This window comes from Cytophagales bacterium, from assembly GCA_033344775.1.
In the GTDB taxonomy this organism is placed as follows: domain Bacteria; phylum Bacteroidota; class Bacteroidia; order Cytophagales; family Cyclobacteriaceae; genus JAWPMT01.
In genome coordinates this window covers 2,051,035-2,075,631 of record JAWPMT010000005.1, presented here as the reverse complement: position 1 = coordinate 2,075,631, position 24,597 = coordinate 2,051,035, and the positions used below count along the sequence as shown (strand labels likewise).

The window sequence follows — 24,597 nt, the reverse complement described above, 5'->3', positions numbered from 1 at the left end:
TTTGGAGGTCATTAACACAGAACTGTCTGCGGTTGATCCACCTTTGAAAACAAAAAATGCGAACCGTTCTACCGCTTATCACTTTACTGATTTCTTGTACTTCAATCCTGGCACAGGTGCCAAATTTTTATGAAAACAACCGTGGGCAAAAGCACCTCGCTGGGCCATTTCCTTTAGCAACCTTGGAAGAAGATGCTACCTACGCCAGTTGGTACCGTGCTTCTTATGAGAAATTTGAATTGCGTGACGAGAAGGCTAAATGGGCTAAAGGACTGAAAGATGCACAAGTAACTATTTACATGGGAACCTGGTGTGGCGACAGCAAGAATTATGTGCCCAAGTTTGTCCACGCGTGGGTACAAGCAGGATTGTCTCCCAATCAATTGAAGTTTGTAGGGCTCTATGGCCATGGCCAGGAGGGTAAATACAAGCAAGGTCCCAAGGCTGAGGAAAAGGACCGGATGATCCACCGGGTACCTACATTCATTTTCGAAAGAGATGGAGAGGAATTTGCACGGATTGTAGAGGAACCGGTTAATGATTTGGAAACCGATATTGCTCAGATAGCACTTGGTTTTCCGTCTACACCGAGTTACCGAGCCGCCAATTATCTGATGGAATATTTTTCCAATAGTGAAGGCCCCGACTGGAACGTGGATCAGTTTGCAAGAGGGTTAAGGTACCATGTGCAACGCTCGTCGGAACTGAACACATTGGGGTATGTATATCTGTCAGCGGATAAGCTAGACGTAGCGTTAAAAGTCTTCGAGTTGAACACAAAGCTATTTCCGCACGAGCACAACGTGTACGATAGCTACGCAGAGGCGCTAGCGACGAATGGTGAAAAGGAGTTGGCACAGGCGTTCTACGAAAAAGTGCTGCTACTAGATCGTTTCAACGAAAACGCAACGCAGCAGATCGCGAAGCTCCGCGAGGGTAAGTAATCAGATTACTTTAAGTAAGTAATGCGGTTACTGGGAGTAACCGCATTACTGCAACAAAAAAAAAGACTGGTGCCGGAAGCACCAGTCTTTTCGATAGAGTAGTGTATTTACAAAGAGATTTTTGACCTGTGTTTTTTGCGTGCGTTACGTCGCAGATTTCTCTTCACAGGGTTCGATATTGTCATCCGGGTTTCTATCGATGAAGATGTACAAAGGGTCGACCCCAGCCTTTATTGGCTTCTTGTCCACTTTGATCTCGAGCTTCGTGTCTTGCTCTGTGATCAGGTGCTTTTCGAGGTAGATCAGCTTCTCGTCTCCTTCTTCATCTTCTGTGTAGATTCCGATATCAATCCATTCGTTTAGGGCTACTTCATTGGTGTTACCCACGCTATCTGCTTCGAATTTTTTGACATCCAGATCTAAGGTCACCAGATATTCATCTTCACTTATTTTGTTATAGAAAGACTCGTCTGTTTTATTCTCATACAGGACGATCTTCTCAAACATATCCGTTACCAGATTTTGCAAACTGTCTGGTGTTACTGCTCGGATGTATTCCATGAAGTCCACCGTGGTAGGATAGCGTCCATTCTGACGCCCTTGCCAATCTGTGGCAAGTCTTCTCAATGCAGCATTCACACTGTCTTCACTGATGAAGTCCTGCAACGCATACATGATGTTCGCGCCTTTACCATAGTGGATGTAGGCCTGATTTTCTGCCAGTGCCAGAGGTAATTCTTTCTTCTGTTCACTGGTTCTTCCTCTCAGGTATCGGTTGAGTTCTTCTTTGAGGAACTCTTGCATGTGCTCTCTTGGGTACTCATGCTTCATCACCATCAAGGCAGAATATTGAGACAATGTTTCAGATAGTACCTGACTACCCTGAACATCGGCAGCGATCACCTGATGTGCCCACCATTGATGTGCAATTTCATGCGCTGTAACAAAGTAAGCCACATCTACATCATCCTCTTCTTCAATTTTCACCATGAATCCGATGGCCTCAGAAAAAGGCACCGTGTTCGCAAAAGACTGAGCAAACGAGCTATATCTTGGGAATTCCAGGATTCGCATTTGACGATACTGATAAGGGCTGAAGTTTTCGGAGAAGTAGGCGAAAGAGTTCTTTAATCCTTTCATCATACTTTCCAGATTGTATTCATGCCCTTCGTGGTAGTAGATTTCCAGGTTTATTTCCTGAGTAGTAGCAGAATCAATATTGATCGTGGTTTTATCCCTCATTACTTCATATCGTGCAGAAACGATATTGAAGAAAGGCAACATGGGCTTGTCCATCTTATAATGGAAGTATTTACGATCATTTTCCATCCACTCGCGTTGCAAGTAACCAGGAGCCACAGCAATTTGATCCTTCTCCGTTCCGATTACAATCTCGAAATTGATCCCATGGCTGTCATCTGAAATGAAATTTCTACTAAGACCTATTGGGTCATCACGTTCAGGTAATCGCTCTTTAGGCTCCAGGTCATTGTCTTTCCGGGTATTATCAGTTCCTAGCTCGGACCCGGCATTATACCCTATCTGAGGCAATGAAATATTGTTCAGGAAGGTGCCATTGAAGACGATGCTTGTGTTGCTTCCTGATTCTTTGAATCCGGTCGAGGTGTATTCCTGCTTAAAGCTGAACTTCAGAGAATCTCCTGGTTGCAGTGGCTGATCAAATTCATAAATGAGGTACTTGAACTTTTCATCATTCAGGACTACTGTAGATGGCTTGTCCAGCTTAAGGTATTCATGTTTGAAATCATCCTGGAAATCTAACTGGATATGCAAGCTGTCGATTGGGTGATCTTCCATGTTCACCAACATGTAGTATCCTTCCATGCTGTAGTTCCGATCCATTGGGTACAGCTCAGCCCGGAAATTCATGTCTGTGATCTTAGGCTGAGCTACGAATTCATACTTCTTATAGGTACGTTCATAGTCTGCCTGGAATGCTTCAATGTCCTCTGAGTTGGCATAGGTATTCAGGACGTTGGTATTGTAATAGATGTAGCATCCTGACAATCCAAATACCATGAAGGCCGTGATCCCAAAAGTGATCAAGGGTCGTTGCAAGCGTAGCACGCCTACTTTCCAACGCCACTTCATGGCAGCTTCCGAACCTCTTACGGCGAACATCACAGAAACGGCGAATAAGAAGATGGAGAACGCCAACCAATAAAGGTCAAACCAGCTGAAGCCAGTCACAAAATGGCCGAAACCATTCATTTCTGAATATGTACCGAGGCTTGCACTTCCAAACTGGAAGAGACTGTGTTCTAATCCCAATGAATCCAGAACACCCATGGTGATGAAAAACAAGATGAGGAGTGCATGTCCCAGGAACTTGTTGTTGACCATGACCTGAATGAAGAAGGCCAACAGCGTGAAAAGTAACAGGAACGAGAAGGTCTCGGTAAACATGGCTGTGAAATAAAGGCCCAGCTTGAATTCATAGAACCCTTTGAATGCTTGCACGAGTACTCCGAAAATGATCAATAAGACGGAGAGCGATGCATAAACCAGAATCAACCCCAGGAACTTGCTGATGAGCCCGACAAAATCAGGAGAAGGCAAGGAATCCTGAATGAGGTTGATTTTCACATCACGTTCACGCCAAATCAATTCGCCGGAGTAGAACACCACAATGATGATAAAGAAGAGTGAAAAGGCTCCTTGTATCAGTTGTAAAATGAGATAAGTCGTAGGGTACGTATAGGTTCCAAAAACTCTTCCGATAAAGAAAGAATTGATAATAAGTATGACGAATCCAAATAAGGCTATGGCCTGAAAAGGAATGCCTTTAACGACAAACCAGAAGTAGAATCGGGCTTGTGTCCAAATTTGTTGCAAATAGGTGCCAATCCCCAGGTTTTGACTCACTTTCGGAAGCTCAATGGAAGTGTCAGAGACTTCATCCGCTTGTTTGTTTTTCTTTTTAAACCAACTATTTCGAACCACATTGAAGCTGAATGCGAAATAACCGATGATACCGAAAATGATGCCTACAGCAATCCATAATAAGCGGTTTTGTAGTACCACACCTTCAATTGGTATGACCTGAGAGTTCTGTTCCGCTACGGTCCAGTATTGCGTTGTGTTCCCAATGGTAGTAAGAGCAAACGGATCTAAAACTGCCGCTATGTTTTGATTATCTACTTCACTGGTTAATGTCAGAGCGATTTGATAAAAAACAAACAGGATCATCCACTGTACGTATACAATGAGCATTTTTCGTGAAAGTGCACCCGTGAAAAAGAATAATACTCCAGTAAAAAACAGGTTGGGGATCACGAAGTAAATGAATGGATGTAAGTATGTCCAGGTATTGAATGGCAATACTTTGTCCGGGTCAGTCATTTGTTGAATGACGTCTCCAATCATGAAGCCTACCGGAACACCCAGGAAAATCAGGACCACTACAATGAACGAACCCAGGAAACGACCTAATAGATAGTCACCCTTGGTGATGGGCGTTGTGAACATCATGGATTCCGTACCGTGCTCAAAATCACGCAAGATGCTTACTCCCATCACGGCGGAAGTGATCATCGCCATAGCCGCAGTAAGTATACCCATCATGTTGGCTACCGTAGCTGGCGAATTTTCTTTCACCAACCCGGAAGCTCCACCGATCTGAATGACATCCGTCGACATGGTCACAGCAGCCATGACGAGCAGGATACCAAAATAGATATAGGTTGCCGGCCGCTTTTTTCTGTACTCTAATTCGAATTTGAATATTTGATACCACATAGTATTCAAGTTTATCGTGGACAATTAAGCAGCAGACAAAGCAGCTTCTTGCTTAGCAAATATTTGAGAGAAATAGACATCCTCCAGGTCCGCAGCGACGCCATCAAACGAAGGATCAGGCTGCTGGTCCGCGAAAACGTGTATCTGTGGTTTTCCGGCGATCAGCCTGTCTGAGATCACATTGAAATTATTTCGATAATCTTCCAATTCCGATTTATTGATGGTTTTGCTCCAGACTTTGCCCTCGATATCGGCGATGGTTTGAAGCGGGTTACCTTTTAACAACACTTCGCCCTTATTGATGATGGCCATGTTAGTACATAATTCCACCACATCTTCCACGATGTGTGTGGAAAGAATCACGACCGTGTTTTCTCCAATTTCACTTAGAAGGTTCAGAAATCGGTTTCTTTCTGCAGGATCCAGCCCTGCTGTTGGCTCATCCACAATGATGAGCTTTGGAGATGAAAGCAGCGCTTGTGCGATCCCAAATCGTTGCTTCATTCCTCCGGAGTAACCTCCCAGGTTTTTTCTTCTTGCTGGCCATAAGTTGGTTTTGTGCAACAGGGCATGTACCAGCTCTTTCCTTTCTTTTTTATTCGAAATGCCCTTCAATACGGCCAGGTGATCAAGCAATACTTCGGCAGATACTTTAGGATACACACCAAATTCCTGAGGCAAGTAGCCCAGGATCTTTCGTACTTCATCCTTTTGCTTCAGTACGTCCAACTCACCCAAAGTGATTGATCCTGTATCTGGTTCCTGCAACGTAGCGATGGTTCGCATCAGTGAGGATTTTCCCGCACCATTAGGGCCCAGTAAGCCATACATGCCTACCGGAATTTCCAGGTTCACATCTTTCAGTGCCTGTACCCCGTTACCGTAGGTTTTCGATAAATTTTGAATGGAAAGTTTCATTTCTCTTAGAGGTTAACTTATTCTTTATTCTTCTTCGATTTCAGTCGCTTTTTCTGAAATACTTTCCGGGACAAGCGTACTTACTTTTTCCCAGGAAAGACCGTCTTCCGGCTTGATCTGTTCTTTCATTTCTTCGTCAGGATCAAATCGATTTTTTTCTAAAATAGGTGTGTCCTTGATCTCAAGTTGATGGATAGACAACAAGTGCTGGAATTCGAAATCTGACCGCTCATTTTTCGCCATGATGTATCGTTTGGTCAAGCCAATATTGGCCTGAGTAAAGAAGTTTTCAGGATACCATTTTTCCCCTCTCAATTGATATCGGATGGTTTGTTTGAATGTAGGTTCGTTAATGGCCAGTCCGAAAGCGAAAAGGAAGGGCCTTGCCCAGGCAGGCACCACGATCTTTCCGGATGATTCGATGGCTACGATGGCATCGCTATCATAGTCGAAATAAATTTTACCGACCATTTTGACATGGTCCACTTTGCCCTTGCTTTTGAAGGAAACAATGAGCAATTGACGACCCAGGTAGCTGGCTGCTCCGGTGTATTCAAATTTGAACTTTTTGTGCAATTTCAGCGTGTCCAGATAGTCTTCAGTAGAGCTGATAGGATCATCGGATAAGATGCTGGAAGGGCCTCCGAATGAAGCCTGAATCAATTCACCACCTTCATCCGCTTCATATTCTTCACCTTTCTTTTCGGCCTTTTTGCGTTTTTTGGCTTCCTTCTTATTGCGTTTTCTAAGCATGAAAGCCAGTTCAGCCGGATCATCAACCTCATTATATAGAAGCAATCGATGTTGTGTGGAATCTCCACTGACATAGTTAGGATAATGGCTTTTGAAGTAGCCCTCGGTGTATTTCAACGGATTGCCATTTTCAGCGAATTTCTCGCGGTAGTAAGCTTGTGTCTGAAACGGTTCATTGGCGTAATTCTGAGGGAATTTGGATACTGCCAGTTTCACATACTCGGCTGCAGTGAGTGGACGGATCGTCAATTCTTTTAATTCAATGGAAGAACTTTTGAGCCTGATGTCCATTCGATCTTCTTTGATGTCGGCAATCGCAATTTCAAAAGGTTCGTATCCAATGAAATTGGCAACTAAAGGATATTGAGATCGAGAGGGAATTCTGAAATTGTAAATTCCCTGGGAATTTGACACGGTACCTAACGATGTTCCTTTTAGACTGACGGTGGCAAAGGGGAGTGTTTCTCCGGTAGCCGCGTCATAGATGGTACCTGAAAGTAACCTGGTATCCTGGGCGACCAACCCTGCGGACACCAGGTATAGAAATAGGAAAAATGTGTTTTTGACCTTTGGCATTTTTACTAATTGCATTTGATTAATAGTCAAATGATGAAACTAAAGTAGATATCGTTGCACACTCTAAAAAAAGGAATGGATAAACCTCCGAAACTAATCTACCAACACCCTTTTTTATCCTTTCAAACAGGTGGGCGGTTCAATACCCCTGTTGGTAGATACAATCACCATATTGGTCGAGAAGCTGCGCAGGTGTTCGACCTGAATTGAAAAGCCACGTACATTTGATCAATGGCAAATCGATTAGAAAATTTAAGAGATCGCCTTTTTTCCAGGCTAAACCGACAAACGGGCATTTATCATATCCTGTGGTGGACGTTTTATTTTGTCATGATCGGTGTGCTCATGGTCGGCGTGGACCAAATGCAGTTGCATGAATACCTGGGATGGCTGGTGATCAATGTACCTGTCAAGCTGGCCATCTTCTATACCTTTTATTCTTATCTGGTCCCCAATTGGCTGGGACGCAAAACCTGGTCTTTTATAGGTGTGGTGATTTTGCTGATGCTGGTCTATCCACCATTGAAATATGGGTTTGATAGTCTTTTTGCTATAAAATCCTTGCCTTCTGTTCAATTCAGCCTGGAAGAGGATCATGAATATTTGCATTGGCAGGAGCTTGCACGCAGGTTCAATACAATTTTAGGACTCGTTCCTTTTTCGATTGCCGTACGGATCACCGTAGACTGGTTCAAGAATCAGCAAATGAAGAAGGAGCTTGAAAGAAGAAGAATGCAAGGCGAATTGGATTTGCTTCGAAACCAGGTAAACCCACATTTTTTGTTCAATGTCTTGAATAGCATTGATTCACTGATCTATAAAGTGTCTCCGGAAGGATCTGAAGCAGTTCATAAGCTATCGGCCATCATGCGCTACATGCTGTATGATAGTAATGCCAACCACGTGCTGTTGAATAGCGAGATCGAATACCTGTCCAGCTATTTCGACCTGCAACGCATTCGGATGAAAGCCACAGATGTGGTCAATTTCGAATGTAAAGGGCCAGTAGCCGGGCAGAAAATCGCACCCATGTTGTTCATTGTTTTTGTGGAGAATGCCTTTAAGCACGCAAATATCATTGATGGACGCAGAGTCATAGAAGTGTCCATAGAAATGGAAGATTCTTTGTTGCGATTCAATTGTAGAAATTCATATGATCCCAATCATTTGGAGCAAAAGGATAAAGTAGGGGGTATAGGGCTGAAGAATGTAGAACGAAGACTGGATCTGTTGTATGAAAACCGATACGCGTTAAATACTCATGTAGCAAATGGCTATTATACCGTATCGCTTAATGTAAATTTGGAAGAACCTGAAGCACCTCAAACTAAAGAAGGATGAAGTTAACCTGTATAGCTGTTGATGATGAGCCCTTGGCGCTCGAAAAAATTGTGGATTATATCGAGCAAGTACCTTTTCTCGAGTTGAAAGGCAAGTTTGACGATGGGATGGAAGTCTTGTCCTTCTTGCAAGATGAACAAGTAGACTTGTTGTTTCTAGACATTCAAATGCCGCAATTACTGGGGACGCAATTGGTGCAGGTACTGAAGCAAAAGCCTCAAATCATCTTTACCACGGCCTACAGTGAATATGCCATGGAGGGCTATGAACTGGACATTACGGATTATTTGCTGAAGCCGATCTCCTTTGGACGTTTTCTGAAATCCTCGCAAAAGGCCCTGGAAAGAGCTTCTAACGGGAAGACGGCTAAATCTTCCGCACCGGCCCCTAAAACGGAGCAAAACGACTTCATTTTCGTAAAGACGGAGTTTAAATGGCAACAGATCGCGCTCAAGGACATTCAGTACATCGAAGGAATGAAGGATTACCTGGCCATCCACACGACTGCCGAACGCGTATTAACACTCATGTCCTTCAATGACCTGCTGGATAAGCTCCCGGCCAAAAATTTCATTCGCATTCATAAATCATTCGTGGTAGCAATTGATAAGATCAAAGAAATCGAAAAGGCCCGCGTGATCATTGGTGAGGTGCCCCTGCCGATAGGTGAGACTTACAAGCAAGCATTCATGAACCGACTCAAGAGTGCGGGATGGATGTGAAGCCATGAAGCGGAGGTTGGTTTAGGGTGCTTGGATTTATTACGGTTGTGACCCTCGATTGCATCGAGTACCCATTAAATTTCCGCGTTTCTAACTCCCCTCACCCCCTCAATTAATCCTGCAATCGTCGAATAATCCTCGTTCTGTAAGGACCATGATGTTGATTGGCATTCGACCACTATTTCTGATGCTCCAACCTGATAACCAGCCCTGACCAACGCTTGTTCCGTCCAGTATGCCACATCTTCGTCACCAGTCAGTTGGATGGCTGGCCCGGATGCTACATTGAGGAGACGATGGTGCACAAAATCGTAGTGGTGATGCTCGAGGTAGAGGGTTTTTTCTAACTGTCCATTGAGGATGAGGTCTTCAGGAATGCCCGTTTGAACTTGCGTGCCAAAACCAAACAACCACAACTCATCGGATAACTGTGTCGTAACCTGGATGTCATGGGTCGAGATCAGAATACCTTTTCCTTGCTTTGCGATCTCACGAAGCAGTCGCATCACCTCAATTTTATTGTTCAGGTCCAGGTGGGCGACAGGTTCATCCAAAATGATGAGGTTCGTATCCTGAGCTAACGCCCGAGCAATCATCACTTTTTGTAATTGACCGTCACTCAGTTCTCCGATTTTTCGTTCGGCGATGTAATCGATCTTCGTTTGATGAATGGCCGATTCCACTGCTGTTTTATCTTCCTGTGATAAAAGTCCTAGCCAATTGGAGTAGGGGTGCCGACCCATGGCCACCAGATCGATTACCGACAGTTGATGATTGGCAGGTTTTTCGGTCAATACCAGCGCACAGTCTTTGGCGATCTCCAGCCTGGAAAGTTTTTCCAGGCTCTGGCCGTTCATGCGTACTTCTCCGGAAATTACAGGGAGCAGTCCATTGATGGTTTTCAGGAAGGTGGTCTTGCCCACGCCATTTTGCCCCATCAATGAAATGATCTGCCCCTGATTAACAGCAAGATTCAAATCCTTTTGCAGGGCTGGTTTGCCGGGATAGCCAATGGCTAGATCATGTGTCGAAAGCAAACTCATCCCGAAAAATTGATGGTGCGTTTTTTTAGCAATACCCAAATGACAAATGGCCCGCCAAATAGAGCTGTTACCGCATTTAGCGGAAGTGTGAGATCAGAGCCGGGAACCTGACTGATGATGTCAAAAATCAAAACCAGTCCGCTGCCAAACAAGATGATCAGTGGTGTCAATTGGAGGTGATTCGAGGTATTGAACAGCATCCGAACTAAGTGAGGAACGGCCAAGCCAATAAAGGCCACGGGGCCACAAAAAGCAGTAACTGTACCGGCCAGTAAGCTGGTGTTCAGGATGACGAGAAACCGGATCCGTTTTAGGTTCAGTCCAATACTGGCTGCGTACTGTTCACCCAAGAGCAGGGCGTTGAGTGGCTTGGACAATGCCATCGCAAGGATAAGTCCGGCAAATATGATCCATTGAAATACGATGAGCTCCTGTTGCGAAACCCCACCCAGACTACCGAATGACCAGATCACATAGGCCTGGATGTTTTCGGCCTGACTGAAAAACTGTAAGATCCCAACGATTGCACTGGCGATGGTACCAAACATCAGACCTACAATCAATAGGCTGACACCATCTTTCAACCTCGAGGAGGCGAGCAAAATAGTGATCAACACCAGAAAACTTCCGACACCAGCAGCAATGACAGTGGTCCAGCTTCTCCCAAGTCCGGTGAGGTCAAAAAAGAACCCGAAATAGATCCCTGTGAAGATGGCTAGTGCTACCCCCAGCCCTGCTCCGGAGCTAATGCCCAGAATAAATGGTCCAGCCAATGGATTTCGGAACAGGGTTTGCATTTGTAGCCCGCTTACTCCTAGTGCTGCACCCGTGAAAACGGCAGTCCATGCTTTGGGTAGCCTGAAGTTACGGATGATCAGGTCCCAGCTTTCCTTGCCCGTTCCCGAATCAGAGAAGTATTGCCAGAAATTGGAAAAAGGAATGTAAACTGACCCTAAACTGAGATTGGTGATGAATAGCACAACGACCAATAGCATGAGCAAGACAAAAATGATTGTCCAGCGTTTTTTGGATCGTTGAAGATAGCTTTCTATCATGGGAGCTTACGAAAATAGTAAAGCTCGTGATCAGGCAGTAATTCGGGGTGAATGATGTGAATCAGGTCCGCTAATACCAGATCGGGTCGCATGTAGCCGGACTCGAAGAAATCATTGCCTCCATCGGGAATCTGCCGATTATTGTAGTTGAAAGCCTTGCCTTTTTGATAGGCTGTAAAATCTATGTATCTGGCATCTTGTGTAGCGATTTCTTCCAGAGAAGAGAACGACCCCATGCCAATCCAGAGATCGGCTTCCCGGGCTTTTTCAAAGACACTTTCAAAGCTCAACTCCAGCCAGCTGGTAGTGCTGTCTTCGGACCAGGTGTAGCTACCACCGGCATCTTCAAAAAACTTCGCCATATTATTTTGGCCTCCGGGTAAAAACCAGGTATCACCATAAACATTTCCACTAAGTATGGTTGGGCGATTGGCGACATTTTTAGTCAATGCCTGTAAGGCCTGATAGTCCTGTTCGATTTGGCCAAATATCGAATCTGCGAGGGTACTTTCGCCTACGAGCACCCCGAAGAACTTGATCCATTCTGCTTTTCCTAAAGCGGAAGTTTCCATGAAGTCCGCATTCAGAATGACGGGAATACCAGCGGCTGATATTCGCTGGAGGTCATCAGAGTTTCCAATAGCGTCGAATCCGATCACAAGATCAGGCTGAAGCCCAATGATCAATTCCAAATTGAGGTTTCCGTCTTTCCCAACGTCTGAAACTTCTCCTTTTTCCACCTGTTCACGGATCTTGGATGAGGAGATGTACTTCACATTCGGAAAACCGACCAGCTTATTTTCCAGACCCAATAATTCCAGGCAATATAAATGCGACGTTGAGGTACAAATGATGCGCTCTGGTGTTTTGTTCGGAATGTTGTATTGTTTTGGTGATGCTCCCGGCCATGCCTCTTGTACGGTAATTGTACTTTCAGTAATTTGTAATTGCGTGGCATAGTCCAACTCGGTGATCTGCGCAACGGTCTTCTTTTCAGTACTGGAACAACTAATGAAGCAAAGAATTGCTATAAAAAGGCCAGTTGCCTTAATAAACGTATAGGTTGTAAGTCTTTTTCTTTCGGTCCAGGAAACTGACATATTTTTCGCCTGCATGTTCGAAGGCGTAAACATATCTTGCTTTGATGTCTTTTTCGTCAAACCAGTCATCAAATGAATTTTCTTCGATTTTTTTGATCGTATCATCCATCCATTCAAAATCCTTTGAAAGCTTGGTTTGGATGTAAGAAGATGTGCCTGGTTGACGTCCGGATAATTTACTGCTGTAGGGGTTGGATAATGGTTGTTTCAACTCTTCATAATTGCCCAGGGTAAGCAGGTAATGGTCTCCCATGTCCGTTGCTACAATCCCGACATTGCGATTGGCCAACACGCGTAGAAAATCCCGTGGTGTATTTCTATAGAAGCTGGAACTGGTAAAAATGGTCTCACCACTTGGTAACTCGTTGGTAAATGGGATTTCTTTCATTTCAGCAGTGAAGCGATTTTCAAACAGGATTCTTGCGTCATCTGTTTCCTTGACATACAAGAATACTTCCTTGCCAGAAGATCGGGCAACAAATTGCAGATCTCCATGAATGAATGAATTCGAATTATTCGTGTATCCCTTGCTCTTCAACTTTACGTAAGGGATCACTTTTTCCGTGTAGATGGCACTGTCAAGATCAAAAGAGATCAATTCCGTTCCCAGGTTGCTTTCGAAAGTCACGTCCAGAGTTTCGTCACGAACATAAGCCTTGATCTTCTTGGTGGCCAGGGATAAGTCAGAGGGAACATCCTCGTAAATAACAGCAACGTCCATAGGTTTCGGATCACTGAAGACTTTGAACATGTCGTGGAAGTCGCGGTATTCGTCTACGCGGTACAAGTACCTCTTGATATTTTTAGGGGTCATGATCTTGTAGATCTTCATCACGCTGCTTTTGCGGGTGGCCGACGCCATGTAGAAGACGCCATCTTTGATGAAGTGGAATAAGTACTCATCCTTTTTGTCCAAATCAAAGGGCAATTGTCCTCGCTTTACCCCGCGGGCACGCATGTTGAATTGCAAGTAGCCGGGAATGGTGACATTGTAATTCGTATAATAGCCGTGAATTACGCCATTCTCAGCTGTAAAACCCAGTAATTCGTTAAGGTAGAATTTTTCTTCTTTGAGTCCGATTTTGAAAGTCTTGTTGAACTGGACTTTCATGGAATCATTCAGTACGAAAACATCTACTTCATCGTAGGCCACTCGAAGCAGGTAAGATTGATTAAGGGTTCGGTCCTGAACATAATGGGAAGAGAATTCCTTATTGGGGGTTTCAATAGGAATATCGAAAACCTTTTCTTGGGCAAAGACAAGAGTTACCCCGCAAAAGCAGGTAAGCAATAAAATGGCAAGTCGGTGAAGCATAGAACTGAAGTCCTATTCAAATGTCTGGAAAAATCCCAAGAATCGAAAACGAATGGAGTAGACAATTGGAGTACTCACCCTGCATTATGCGATTGACTTAGGAACGACGCGGATTTGTAGGTTTTTGTTTTGTAATATTTGGGTACAGTATCGAGTCGAATGTGTAGCCAGATGACACCCAATCCCGCAGTAGAGAGCCATATGCATTTACCTCGATTTACTTCTTCCAGCACACTTTCTCCTACGGCTTGTAAAACTGCCAGTACTTGATTTTCAGGGGCAGCGTTCAGAAAGATCCCAAAGTGTTTGTAATATTCCTTGTCCGATTTTAACGTCGGGACCACCAAACGAGCATTGCGACCAAGGTTATCAAACACTGCCACCGATTTCTCCTGATGCAAATGAGCCGAAAAAGATTCTGTGTCCACCTGGCGTCTGGTGAACTGCTCTGTTTTCAAGATCATGCATTCGTAAGGAAAGTCCATTGTGGCCTGCGTTAAGGCAGGGTGTTCCCAGTAGCATTGATCAAAGCCCAGGTTTTTGATTTGCTGCACGTAATTCTTGGTTGCTTCCACAGAAAATTGCCAAAGATTCAAAACTTCCCGAAAGGAAAGAATCGATCCGTTTTGGGTAAATCTGCATCGGGCTCCTTGCCCGTTTTTAGCTAAAATTTGTAGGGAAAGTGCCATCTGGTGAGGTTTATTAGGTGTTTTTGCGCTTCTGTGAAAGGACTTTTTACCACACAAACATCCGTAAAATGATGCAAACTGTACATGAAATGTTAATTCGTGACCCGTAATAAGTCAAATTTTCATATATTTACAGTACTGTAGCCGCTCGGCTACAGCCTTTAGTTGTTTTGGGAGCAATCTGATTTTTATCGGATTGCTCTTTTTTTTGCCCTTCGATAAACTCAGGGCACCTACCTGGTAATAAAACTGGCAACTGGGATTTTATATTGAATAGATAAAATCCCCCGCCTTTCAGGCACCCCCTTTGGAAAGTGGGACTGAGACACTTTTTATAAATCAGGAGGCGGGGGAATGTTAAAGAAATTTGTGAAGGATTAGGTTGGCTCAATTCAATTTTTTAGGATGATTTAAAACCTACCGAGATAATTGAAGCCTCGCCTACTAGCATTTACTCAACCAAAAACTTTAATAACCATAAACGATCAAGCACTCCTGAGCTTGTATCCAGAAATTAATCATTGAACCTTCTCTATCTAAATTAAGGTGTCACTAATCCTCCGCTACCCGATTCAAAAACATTTTCATGCGTTCCTGAATGGTGTCCCGGTCTAGCCAGAAGGCCCTAGAGTAAATACGGGAGTACGGCCATTTTTTATCGGCCAGTAGATTGGGGAAGTAAACGAAGGCATCCTTCACCGATGGACTGTCATGGAATACCTCATCATCCGTGAGGACAATGCCTTTGTTGTCCGGGCCATTTTGAATGGTGAGATCTGCAAATTGATAGGTTTTTTGTAATTCCAATTGAGGAAAGCCGTGGAATTGGGGCAACTGTAGGCGATTTCTTAAATACCAGCGATCAGCGTGTTGTTCAAACATCGTCACCCCAGGTTGCCAATCCTTGTTACTGACGGACCAGGCATGCTCCAGGAATTTTTTGAAAAGTAGAGGTCCGGGATTCTTGGTGTCTTCGGCGCGTATTTGTACAGGAAGAATACTGGATATGACATAGATCTTTATTCGTGCTCTGGTGACAGCAACGTTCAATCGATTTTCTCCTCCTTGTTGATTCAATGGACCAAACCGCATTTGCAGTTTCCCCTTTTTGTCAGGCGCGTAGGCCGTGCTGAAAATGATCACATCCCGTTCATCGCCCTGGATGTTTTCGATGTTTTTCACGATCAGATTGTCAGGCAACGATTTTTCCAGTGCTATGGCTCGGGTCTCAAGGAGGTCGAGAATATGACTTTGTTGACGGGCATTGAAAGTTACCACACCAATAGATAGCTTCGGATCATTTTCCTGAATAGAAAAAATCATGTTGACCACTTCCAGAGCCTCCGCTTCATTGATGTTGTTTTCCCAAATCCCCTCCTCAACTTTCATGTAAGAGATGGCTGGTTCGGCCTGATTCAGAGCTTCAAAAGCTGGGAGCATGTGTAACCTGCCGTCATAGAAATGCTGATTAGAGAAGTCGATCAGCTCCAGCGATTGGCTGCGGTAATGGCCAGCAAGGCTGGTGTCAGGTAAAAACTGTTGGGCAAGGTCCAGCAGCGAATCAATTTCCAATTCCGGCACATCGTCCGCATTTTCCTCTTCCCAACGGACCCGATACATATCGAAGGGTTTCAACTGTTTGCTATCACCGGCAATGACTACCTGCTTGCCACGATACAGCGCCGGAACGGCCTTTTCTGCAAAACACTGAGAAGCTTCATCGAAAATCACCAAATCAAACATTTCCTGCATCGGGAATATGGCGGAAGCGGATTCCGGAGAAGCCATCCAGCAAGGCAATAGTTTGAATAGCTCTTCGCTGAAGTTGGTCACGACACGCCGAATAGGCCAGATGCGTCGCTTTTTGGTCACCTGATGGTACAGGTCGCGGTAGGTGACCAGATTGTTGAGGCGATTATATTCAAGGTCTTCGTAGGTGCGTTCGCGCGATTTCAGGAGTAGGATGTCGGAGCTGACTTGTTTTTTGTCTTCTACCGCATCTTTCAAGGTTTTTTCAAGCGTTTCCAGGTGATGCGAGGAAACAGACCGCAGGATCGGATACTTCGTTTCGATGTGGTCAATCCAGGCCAGTGCCAGGCTGTTATTGAACAGTACCATGATCGTTTCCGGATTCAGATCTTCACTCGAAGCGTCCAGCAGGTCTTCGATGATCTTCATTTCTATCTGAGAGAATCCATCACGTAAACCGTGGTAGTCATAGATCTTATCAAAATCCCTGTTCAGTGCAGTAACCACTTCATTCACTGATACCTTTTTCAACGTGAGGGATCGAATTTGCTGGTCTGATAGATAAGTACCCCAACGGGCTCGGTTTACGGGAATTTCTTTGACCAATGTCTGGAGCTGCGCCAGCGTACTCAGTTGGGATTTGCGTTCGTTTTTGTGAAATGGAATGAGCGACTCCAATGGTCGCAGTTGATCCAAAAGCTCGTAGGTATTAAGTGCCAGTTTCTGATAGAAGAACCAGTTCTGCGTCTCTGTCTTCTTCAAACTTTGAGGGAAATCACTGAGCCATCTGGTCTGTTGTAATTCTGAGAGTACATGCTCGTAGTTCAACCGATTGTCAATCTTGTCGAGCAATACCTGAAACCCTTCCCGGTTTGCTTTGAGCTCATTCGCTTGCAGTACCTGTCTGATGAAATTCCTGTCAGCGGAAAATAACTTCCAGCGTAGCCAGCTAAAGACGCCTTTTTGCGCGTTGATGGCGTGTTCCAGGGCTAGCTGAAATTTACCTAGTTCAGCTGCCTTTAGCGAATTTTCTGGCCCATAGCCTTTGAAACACTGCATCATGCGACGTTCTTGTTCGGCCAGCCATTCCGACTTGGAAATTGGCGCTTCAGTGACAATGTGCTGAAAATACCGATAAGCACGTTCGTTATCCAGATTCGAGATCAGGCGTTCCAATTCTTCAGGCTTATCAGCCAGTAGTTGGGCAGATTCAAAATCAACTGGTTTGTGAATGATCTCATGCGCCTTTTGCTCAATTTCTACCGCATACCTTACCACCTCGGTAACGGTATTCCTGATGTTGACCAGATCACTTACCGAGTGCTGCGCAAAAGATTTTCCTCCGATCCAAAAGTGCTTTTTACCTTCAAATTCGCGGTAATATTTCAAGTATAGGGACAATCTGTTTTTGAAGGCCTCAACATCATGATAATGGAAGGATCGATATTCCTGATTGAGCGGAATGGCCAGCGTGGTTGGATCAGAACTGAGGTAAAGCTCCTTGATTGACTTTCCACATTCTGACACATCAAAAAGCATGGTTTTGAATTCCTCCAGCTCTTCAACGCTTTGGTCGATTTTTCGGCTGGCTTGCTGAAAGGATCTTTCCAGCTGAATGGCATCCAGGCCATTGTTCTTTTGCTTGTATTCGTCAATTCGATCGATCTGAGTTGCGATCTGCTGAAAAATGTCCTTTCGGTCATTCTTGAAGTCATGGACCAGGCCAATGGAGTTGTGCAGGTCTTTACTTTTAAGGCGCTCGTACACGACATCCAAAGCCGCCTTTTTCTGGCAGACCAGCAAGATGTTTTTGCCTCTGGCAATGTAGTCGCAGATTAGATTCGAGATCAACTGGGACTTTCCGGTTCCCGGAGGTCCCTGCACGATCATGGAATTCCCTTTTTTGATCAAACCGAGTGCCCTTTCCTGATAAGCATCCAGCTCAAAAGGGGTAAAGGTGTTTTCTTCTAACAAACGGTCTGAAAACCGGGTGTCACCCTCGTCTTCCAGGTCTTCTCTTTGGCGCTGAAAAAAGAAGTCTTCAAGGTCTTTGATCTTATCATTTTCGATCAGATCGATGTAATCAGGAACAAGGTAAGATCCTGCTTGAGGAAAAATTCCCAGCACAGCCTCCGGGAAGAGTTTGAGGCTTCCGGTCTTTTCCTGTGATTCATAGTCAGCTCGCTTAAAGTCCTTGAAAGGCTTGAGCTCATCCATGAAATTGTCCTGATTGAAATTGATCTCCAGGTTGCTGTTTTTCAATAGCTCATACAGCTGGGTTCTGAAAACGGTTGGGTCCCGATCAAAATCATTGAATGTGGTCTCTAGCAACTCTTCATCCAGTGGCGTTTGGTTGAAAAAGGAATAGGCCAGTAAAAAAGACTTGTTAAAAGTGATGTTGACATCTTTTCTAAGCCTAAGTGACCATAGATTATTCTTATTGATCAATTCGATGGGAAAAAAAAGCAATGGCCCACGTACCAGGGTGTCGTCGGAAAACTTTCCCCGAACAAATGGCCAACCTACATAAAGGTCTTTGGCTCCGCGCTCCTCGAAAATGAACTTGTCAATTCTTTCCAGCCGCTTCAATTTTTTTCCCAACCGATTCGCATCCGCGTCTCTGCTATCTATTTCCTGCGTCAGATCAATGGTGCTGTCATGCCCGATGAGTTGCTTAATGATGTTGAAGCTGGGTTCATTCAGGGCAAAATTGTAATCATGAAGGTCAATGCATTGTTCGGAAACCAGCCTTAGAAGCAGTAAAGATCTATTACTCCCGGAGAGATTGGTCAGGCGTCTGAGGTAGGATTGGAGAATTTGATGCATGAAGCAACTATGGTTCCACAGAAATATAGGGAGATATTTTCTGATAAAGACTATCGTCGATGATCTTTATGTTGAGTAACTCCTCCGCATCGGTGAATGTGCCATGCTGTTTGCGGTAATTTACGATGACCCTGGCCTGATTCCAGTTGAGGTACGGGTGATTGGCCAGGTGCTTCATGGAGTCTGAATTGATGGGGAGATTCTGAGTAGGTGCCTCGCTGATATAGGTGTGTTTTTTTAGCAGATCGATGACGTTCGGTTTCATTCGATAGACTTCAGTAAGTTGTAAGTATGAATAGAACCCACCCAATTCATTCCGATACGCCAGGATGTTTTTGGCATAAAAAGGCCCAATGCCTCTTATTTCCTGTAATTCTTCATTGGTTGCCAAATTGAGATCCATCCAGATTTTTGGCGCGTTCTTTTCTGTTTTTTTCTTTTCTACGGAGGCGATTGGGGTCGAAAGGTTTTTCTCTTTTTTCGCAGGAGGAGCAATAGCAATGTAGGGCGTCAGTCTGTGGACCAATGCCGAGTCCATCCCAAAAATTTTTAATAATTCTTCCGGCGATTTAAAGCTGCCGCCCGCTTTACGATAGTTAACGATGCGCGAAGCGAGGTATGGTTTAAATCCGAGTTTTTTCAAATCCGCGTCGGAGGCGAGGTTAGGATCGAACTTGAAGGGCTCGTAGATTGGAGTATTTTTTTGCTGTTTCTTAAAACTATCTTTCGCTTTCAGGCTGTTATCAATTTCTAAAAGCCAATCGCTAAGCAACTGTTTGTCTTGTTGCTCGGTAGAGGTTGTGGAGTGCGACATGCGGAAATATTTCCTGGGCAATATCCCGGCAAGTAAGACGATACTAAGAAGTATGATCGTAGCGTTGGCCTCTGTTTTGTTAAAGCCAATCAGGTTAATGATGTATACCCTAAAGCGTTTCATGTAGTTGTTGCCTTAAATATAGGTCAGGCAACCAAAATGGAAAAATTGCCGTCAAGGGAGAAGAATACTGGGAAACTATCGTGGCATTAAAACATTGAATTTTTTAATTTTGCAGACGTTCTAATTGAAATGCATCAAACTTTTCGCGCTTTAGGTATCTCTTACAAGTCAGCCCCGGTTGATTTGCGGGAGCAAGTAACCCTCGAAGAGGAGTCCAATCGCAAGTTTCTCAAAGTACTCAGCGATACACTCGGCCTTGGAGAGGCTATCATCATTTCTACCTGTAATCGTACGGAGATCTACTACAGTGCGGAGGGTAATAGAGATGAAGAAATCTTGTCTTTGTTGAGCGTTGAGAAAGATTTGTTCCAGTTTCAGGATTTTAGATCGCATTTCAAGTCTTATACAGGAGATGCGGCCATCAATCATTTATATCGCGTTTCTCTGGGATTAGAGTCAAAAGTACTTGGCGATATCCAGATCTCTAATCAAGTCAAAAAGGCCTACCAGTATTCGGCAGACGAAGGCATGGCCGGGCCATTTCTTCACCGGTTGATGCACGCAATCTTCTATGCCAACAAGCGCGTAGTGCAGGAGACAGCATTTAGAGATGGAACAGCTTCTACTTCATACGCAGCAGTAGAGTTAGTGAAGCAAGTAATCCCCAATTTCGAACAGCCTAAGGTATTGCTCCTCGGGTTAGGAGAGATTGGTGAAAATATAGCTGAAAACTTAGAAGGTATAGAGGCAGCCATTTATCTGGCGAATCGGACGCTTTCAAAAGCAGAAACCCTGGCTTCCCGATTAGGTTACCACACCTTGTCATTAGAAGCGGCCCTTGCTAATGTTTCAGATTTTGACGCTATTATTTCAACAGTTGCGGTAGATGATCCGATCATTACCAAAGGGCATCTGGACAGTGAGTTATCCGGTCAAAAGCTGGTCATTGATCTGTCGGTTCCCAGGAGTGTGGCACCTGAAGTAGACGAGTTACCACATGTGCTGTTGTACAATGTGGACCAGATCGAGGAGAAAACCACGCAAACTGTACAGGAAAGAAAAAATGCCATTCCTGCTGTAGAACAAATTCTGGTGGATTCAGTAGATGAATTCCATAATTGGGCGCAGGAGATGGAAGTTTCTCCAACCATCCAGAAATTGAAGAATGCCCTCGAAGAAATCCGTCAAAAGGAGATCTCGAAATACGTGAAGAAGGCTTCTGAGTCAGAATTGAAACTGTTGGATTCTGCTACGAAAGGGATCATTCAGAAAGTCATGCGTTTGCCGGTGCTGCAGCTGAAGGCTGCCTGCAAGAGAGGTGAGGCGGAAACCCTGGTCGAAAGCCTCAACGATTTGTTCAATCTGGAGCAGGAAGAGGTCACAAAATCCTGATTTATTCCCTTTCATCAAAAATGCCGTTGGTCCTGTGTACCGCTGATTAACTTTGGCATATACTCTTAATTACGGGACTATTAAAAGGCTCATTTTTTCTACCATCTGCTATTTGTTTTCCGGCCTGCTACTCCATGCGCAAACTGCCAATGAAGTATTTGAGGAAAATGGTCAATTCGGACTTAAAAACAGCTTCGGTGACGTACTGATCTCACCAAAATTTCAAGCACTAGGCTGGCACCCGAACACAGATGAACCCATTGGTGAGTGGTTGGGCTACAGGCAGTCCGGAAAATGGGGGCTGATGAATATCGAAGGTAAGAAGCTCACAACTCCCAGGTACTACAGCATCGAGCCTTTTTCTTCGGGGCTTTTTCTGGTAAGCTCCAAGGGTTCCTTGTCCAATCAACTGAAGTATGGATTGATCGATGGAAAAGGGAATCATCAACTGTCCAATGCCTTTTTTGAGATTTCCGCTTTGGATGGTTTCTATCTGGTCAGTAATTACGATGCGGGTGAATTAACCTATGGGGTGTTCAACGGTGCCTTCGAGCAAATCCTGGAGGATTCGTACCTCAAAATTGAAAGGATTGGTCAGGTTTTCGCCGCGATGGATGCTGGTGGGTTCTGGTATTTTTTTCGGGAGAATGGCACTCTTGTTTCCGATGAGGAGGTAGACACTTATGAAGTATCATCCTCCTATATCCTGATCCGCAGAAACGGAGCGGAAGGCTTAATCAATACCCAAACTGGGACTGTGCTATACAAACCCGTTTACAAAGAAATCTCCAATTTGGATGGGGAGCCAGCGCCAGTTGCCGCCAAAACGTGGCAGATCTATGACTGGTCTTTAGATCCGATCGTGGAGCTGGCTGCGGACAGCATATCCAGTTACGGAGAGTTACTCGTGGCTTCTATCAACGGAGGGCAGCGTTTCTTTGCAGATTCAATAGAAATTCTTGCCAATAAGCAATTAGAACTGGTCAGGGCGGAAAAGGGCTTTGCCATCGCCAGGACAGACGATCAATTCGAGGTTTTCGATTACTCCGGCAAGAAGGTCCTGCATGGAGATTCTGTTTATTTTGATGGCGCTTATTTCTTTGGTTTAAGTGGGAAAAGCTGGGACATTTATAATCTCTACGGACGAAAAATAAACCCGTATCCTTTACAGGCAGTGATGCCCTCGCAATCACAATATATTCCGGTGAAGCGTACAGGCCAATGGGGTTTATTAGATTTTTCAGGCAAGCAAATTGTTCCCAATGTATACGATAGCATTGGTGTGGGAACTGAGTCTACCTTTCCTGCGAAGTACGTGGGGAGCTGGGGTATCATCAATGCATTTGGTAACTGGCTGGTGCAACCGGGTTACTTTTCGATTGACCAGCTTAGTGATCTGTTTGTTGCAGAAGGAAACGGTTTTCGTTCATTAATCACCTCTCGAGGTAAAAACTTACTCACGACCCGGTTTGAATTGAAGGAGGGTAATTCTTCGATCGAAATGTTGAGCCATGATGGCAGGGGACTGATCACACGGGAAGGGCTGGTCATATTTGATCCTATCTATGATAACGTAAGGCACCTGGGAGATTTCTATGCAGGGCAGCGACCTGAGGGTGCCGTGATCAAAGATGGCCTGGGGGCTTTTGTCGTCCGGCTGGATGATGGCGTGCAGCAAGTATTAGATTACTCCGAGGGATTCTTTCTGGTAAAAAAAGATGACCTGTATGGCTTTCTGGATGATAAAGGCCGAATTAGGATAGCTAATCGCTATGACAGTGCCCGGCGATTTAGCGAGGAAATGGCCCCGGTCAAATTGATTGGTAAATGGGGATTTATCAACAAAAATGAACGTCTAGTGATCCAGCCGCAGTTTACGGAGGTCGGTGATTTCAAAAACGGCAGGGCGATTGTTCATCGTGACCATTACGGTTTAGTAGATCAGGAAGGCAAAGAGGTGCTGGAAGTGAGTTTCAAAATAATAACAAGAACAGAAGAAGGTTCTTATATCCTCGAGGATCAGCAAGGGAGAAAGGGATTGGCCAATTCGGCAGGAGAATTCATTTTATTTCCTTCTTTTGACGAAATGCAAGATGTGGGTCATGGCCTAATCATTGCAGAAAGGAAAGGTAAAAAAGGCCTTTATGATCATTCGGGACAGCTCAAGTTAGGGTTTGACTATGGGGAGATCATCCCCGGTGAGCGGTACCTGTATTTATTGCCGATCAGGCAATGATAACCTTATGGGTAGGATGCAGGTGTTTGATGGCCAGGCTTTTGATGTCTGCCGGTGTTATCTCATTCAAAACTTGCAGATAGTTGTTCAGGTGAGTGAAAGGAATTCCTGCCATGAACTGGGGGCGGTGGATCGCAGCGATCGAGGTACTAGAATCAAAAGAAGACAGCAGTTTTCCTCTTGCGTAGTTCTTGACAATGGCCAATTCTTCCATCGAAGGTTCTTTTTCATGTAGACCTTCAATTTCCTTCTCAATTTCACTGACGGCCAATTGGACATCATCCTTTTTTACTTCAGAGCCAATGACCCAATAAGACGCATTGCCTTGATGTGCAATTTGTGAATAGATGCCATAGGTGAGCCCTTTTTCTTCACGAAGGTTCTTCATGAGACGGCTGCCAAAATAACCACCAAGAAGCATGTGAACCATCGTATAACCGTGGATGTCTTCGTGCGACTTGTTGATACAAGTAGCGGCGATTCGAATGGAAGCCTGCGTACTGCCACCTCGTTCTATTTCTAAGGTTTTATCACCGGGATCCGGGGAGAATGTCAGCGTTTCGGCCTTGCTTCCGGGCATTTGTCTGGCCAACTCGTTTACAAGAGGTAGATACGCTTCAAAATCCCCGACCAGCATGATCTTGGGTTCGTGGAATAATTGCTTGTTATAAAATTCTTTGACTTGATCCAAAGGTACTTTTGTTGCCATTTCTGGCATCAAATTCCGCCCGTAGGGATGTACTTTCCCAAACAGTTGCTCACCCATGGTTAGGTTGGCAAACTGCGTATTCTTGGCAAGTTGCGTCCGTATATTCTGCTCACGCAATTGGCTGAGCTTTTCAAAGCGATCAGGTGGAAAGGAAGCTTCTCGAATCAGATCGAAAAGTAACCTTAGCGCAGGCTCGAAAAATTTCGTGAGGGTGTGCAGTCTGAATATGACCCAATCGGTGCTCGGAACAATCTCCAAAAAACTACCAGTTGACTCAAATTTGAGAGATATTTCTTCTGCAGTAAAACCTGCCGCACCTTCGGCAATCATTTTTGCTGCATAATAAGAAGTGCCCGGATGCTGTTCGTGCCATTTACCCCCTGAAAGGATCAGTTCAAAAGAAATGACCGGGTAGCTCTTTTCGGGTACCAGTAATGTGGGATAACCATTGCCCAGTGTGGAGGTCTGGGGGAAAGGAATATCAATGTCTGAAATGGATCGCGCAGGTGGCGCTACCGTACGGTCAAGCACTA

Annotated in this window: 16 protein-coding genes; 5 read left to right on the top strand and 11 right to left on the bottom strand. The window is 44.7% G+C overall.

Annotated features, from left to right (window positions below):
- Positions 1 to 56 precede the first annotated feature (56 nt).
- Complete coding sequence (locus R8G66_26445) at positions 57 to 944, top strand: hypothetical protein (GenBank protein ID MDW3195943.1); 888 nt, start codon at positions 57 to 59, stop codon at positions 942 to 944.
- 144 nt (positions 945 to 1,088) lie between these two features.
- Here R8G66_26445 and R8G66_26440 read toward each other — a convergent pair whose 3' ends face one another.
- From R8G66_26440 to R8G66_26430, 3 genes are read right to left on the bottom strand one after another with little or no spacing between them, the layout of a single operon-like run.
- Positions 1,089 to 4,703 (bottom strand): M1 family aminopeptidase, encoded by a 3,615-nt coding sequence (locus R8G66_26440; GenBank protein ID MDW3195942.1) that lies wholly within the window; start codon positions 4,701 to 4,703, stop codon positions 1,089 to 1,091.
- A 24-nt stretch (positions 4,704 to 4,727) separates the two neighbouring features.
- A complete protein-coding gene (locus R8G66_26435) occupies positions 4,728 to 5,621 on the bottom strand; it encodes an ABC transporter ATP-binding protein (GenBank protein MDW3195941.1) in 894 nt (297 codons plus the stop codon).
- A gap of 24 nt (positions 5,622 to 5,645) precedes the next feature.
- A complete protein-coding gene (locus R8G66_26430) occupies positions 5,646 to 6,965 on the bottom strand; it encodes a carboxypeptidase-like regulatory domain-containing protein (GenBank protein ID MDW3195940.1) in 1,320 nt (439 codons plus the stop codon).
- A 216-nt stretch (positions 6,966 to 7,181) separates the two neighbouring features.
- On the opposite strand from R8G66_26430, the gene R8G66_26425 reads away from it, so the two are divergent.
- Together R8G66_26425 and R8G66_26420 are read left to right on the top strand one after the other, a co-directional pair.
- The gene (locus tag R8G66_26425) at positions 7,182 to 8,291 is read left to right on the top strand and encodes a histidine kinase (GenBank protein ID MDW3195939.1); all 1,110 of its coding nucleotides are present in this window, start codon (positions 7,182 to 7,184) and stop codon (positions 8,289 to 8,291) included.
- The gene (locus R8G66_26420) at positions 8,288 to 9,013 is read left to right on the top strand and encodes a LytTR family DNA-binding domain-containing protein (protein ID MDW3195938.1); all 726 of its coding nucleotides are present in this window, start codon (positions 8,288 to 8,290) and stop codon (positions 9,011 to 9,013) included. The genes R8G66_26425 and R8G66_26420 overlap by 4 nt, the downstream gene beginning before the upstream one ends.
- 74 nt (positions 9,014 to 9,087) lie before the next feature.
- On the opposite strand, the gene R8G66_26415 is transcribed toward R8G66_26420, so the two are convergent.
- The 7 genes from R8G66_26415 to R8G66_26385 form a co-directional block, all read right to left on the bottom strand.
- Positions 9,088 to 10,056 (bottom strand): ABC transporter ATP-binding protein, encoded by a 969-nt coding sequence (locus R8G66_26415; protein MDW3195937.1) that lies wholly within the window; start codon positions 10,054 to 10,056, stop codon positions 9,088 to 9,090.
- Complete coding sequence (locus R8G66_26410) at positions 10,053 to 11,111, bottom strand: iron ABC transporter permease (GenBank protein ID MDW3195936.1); 1,059 nt, start codon at positions 11,109 to 11,111, stop codon at positions 10,053 to 10,055. The genes R8G66_26415 and R8G66_26410 overlap by 4 nt, the downstream gene beginning before the upstream one ends.
- Positions 11,108 to 12,211 carry an ABC transporter substrate-binding protein gene (locus R8G66_26405; GenBank protein ID MDW3195935.1) on the bottom strand — a complete coding sequence of 368 codons (1,104 nt, stop codon included), beginning with the start codon at positions 12,209 to 12,211 and terminating at the stop codon, positions 11,108 to 11,110. Before R8G66_26405 ends, R8G66_26410 begins: the two co-directional genes overlap by 4 nt.
- On the bottom strand, positions 12,159 to 13,526 hold the full coding sequence (locus R8G66_26400; GenBank protein MDW3195934.1) for a hypothetical protein: 1,368 nt from the start codon (positions 13,524 to 13,526) through the stop codon (positions 12,159 to 12,161). Before R8G66_26400 ends, R8G66_26405 begins: the two co-directional genes overlap by 53 nt.
- Before the next feature lie 74 nt (positions 13,527 to 13,600).
- Entirely contained in the window at positions 13,601 to 14,215 is a 615-nt protein-coding gene (locus R8G66_26395) for a hypothetical protein (GenBank protein MDW3195933.1), read from the bottom strand.
- 552 nt (positions 14,216 to 14,767) lie between these two features.
- Positions 14,768 to 18,790 (bottom strand): AAA domain-containing protein, encoded by a 4,023-nt coding sequence (locus tag R8G66_26390; protein MDW3195932.1) that lies wholly within the window; start codon positions 18,788 to 18,790, stop codon positions 14,768 to 14,770.
- Positions 18,791 to 18,797: 7 nt separating this feature from the next.
- Entirely contained in the window at positions 18,798 to 19,727 is a 930-nt protein-coding gene (locus R8G66_26385; GenBank protein ID MDW3195931.1) for a helix-hairpin-helix domain-containing protein, read from the bottom strand.
- 129 nt (positions 19,728 to 19,856) lie between these two features.
- Here R8G66_26385 and hemA point away from each other — a divergent pair, with 129 nt between their 5' ends.
- Both hemA and R8G66_26375 read left to right on the top strand, forming a co-directional pair.
- Positions 19,857 to 21,119 carry a glutamyl-tRNA reductase gene (hemA, locus tag R8G66_26380; protein MDW3195930.1) on the top strand — a complete coding sequence of 421 codons (1,263 nt, stop codon included), beginning with the start codon at positions 19,857 to 19,859 and terminating at the stop codon, positions 21,117 to 21,119.
- Positions 21,120 to 21,171: 52 nt separating this feature from the next.
- Positions 21,172 to 23,355, top strand: a complete 2,184-nt coding sequence (locus R8G66_26375; GenBank protein MDW3195929.1) for a WG repeat-containing protein — start codon at positions 21,172 to 21,174, stop codon at positions 23,353 to 23,355.
- Here the strand turns inward: R8G66_26375 and R8G66_26370 are convergent.
- The gene (locus tag R8G66_26370) at positions 23,345 to 24,595 is read right to left on the bottom strand and encodes a pitrilysin family protein (protein MDW3195928.1); all 1,251 of its coding nucleotides are present in this window, start codon (positions 24,593 to 24,595) and stop codon (positions 23,345 to 23,347) included. The two genes, R8G66_26375 and R8G66_26370, sit on opposite strands and share 11 nt — an antisense overlap.
- Positions 24,596 to 24,597 lie beyond the last annotated feature (2 nt).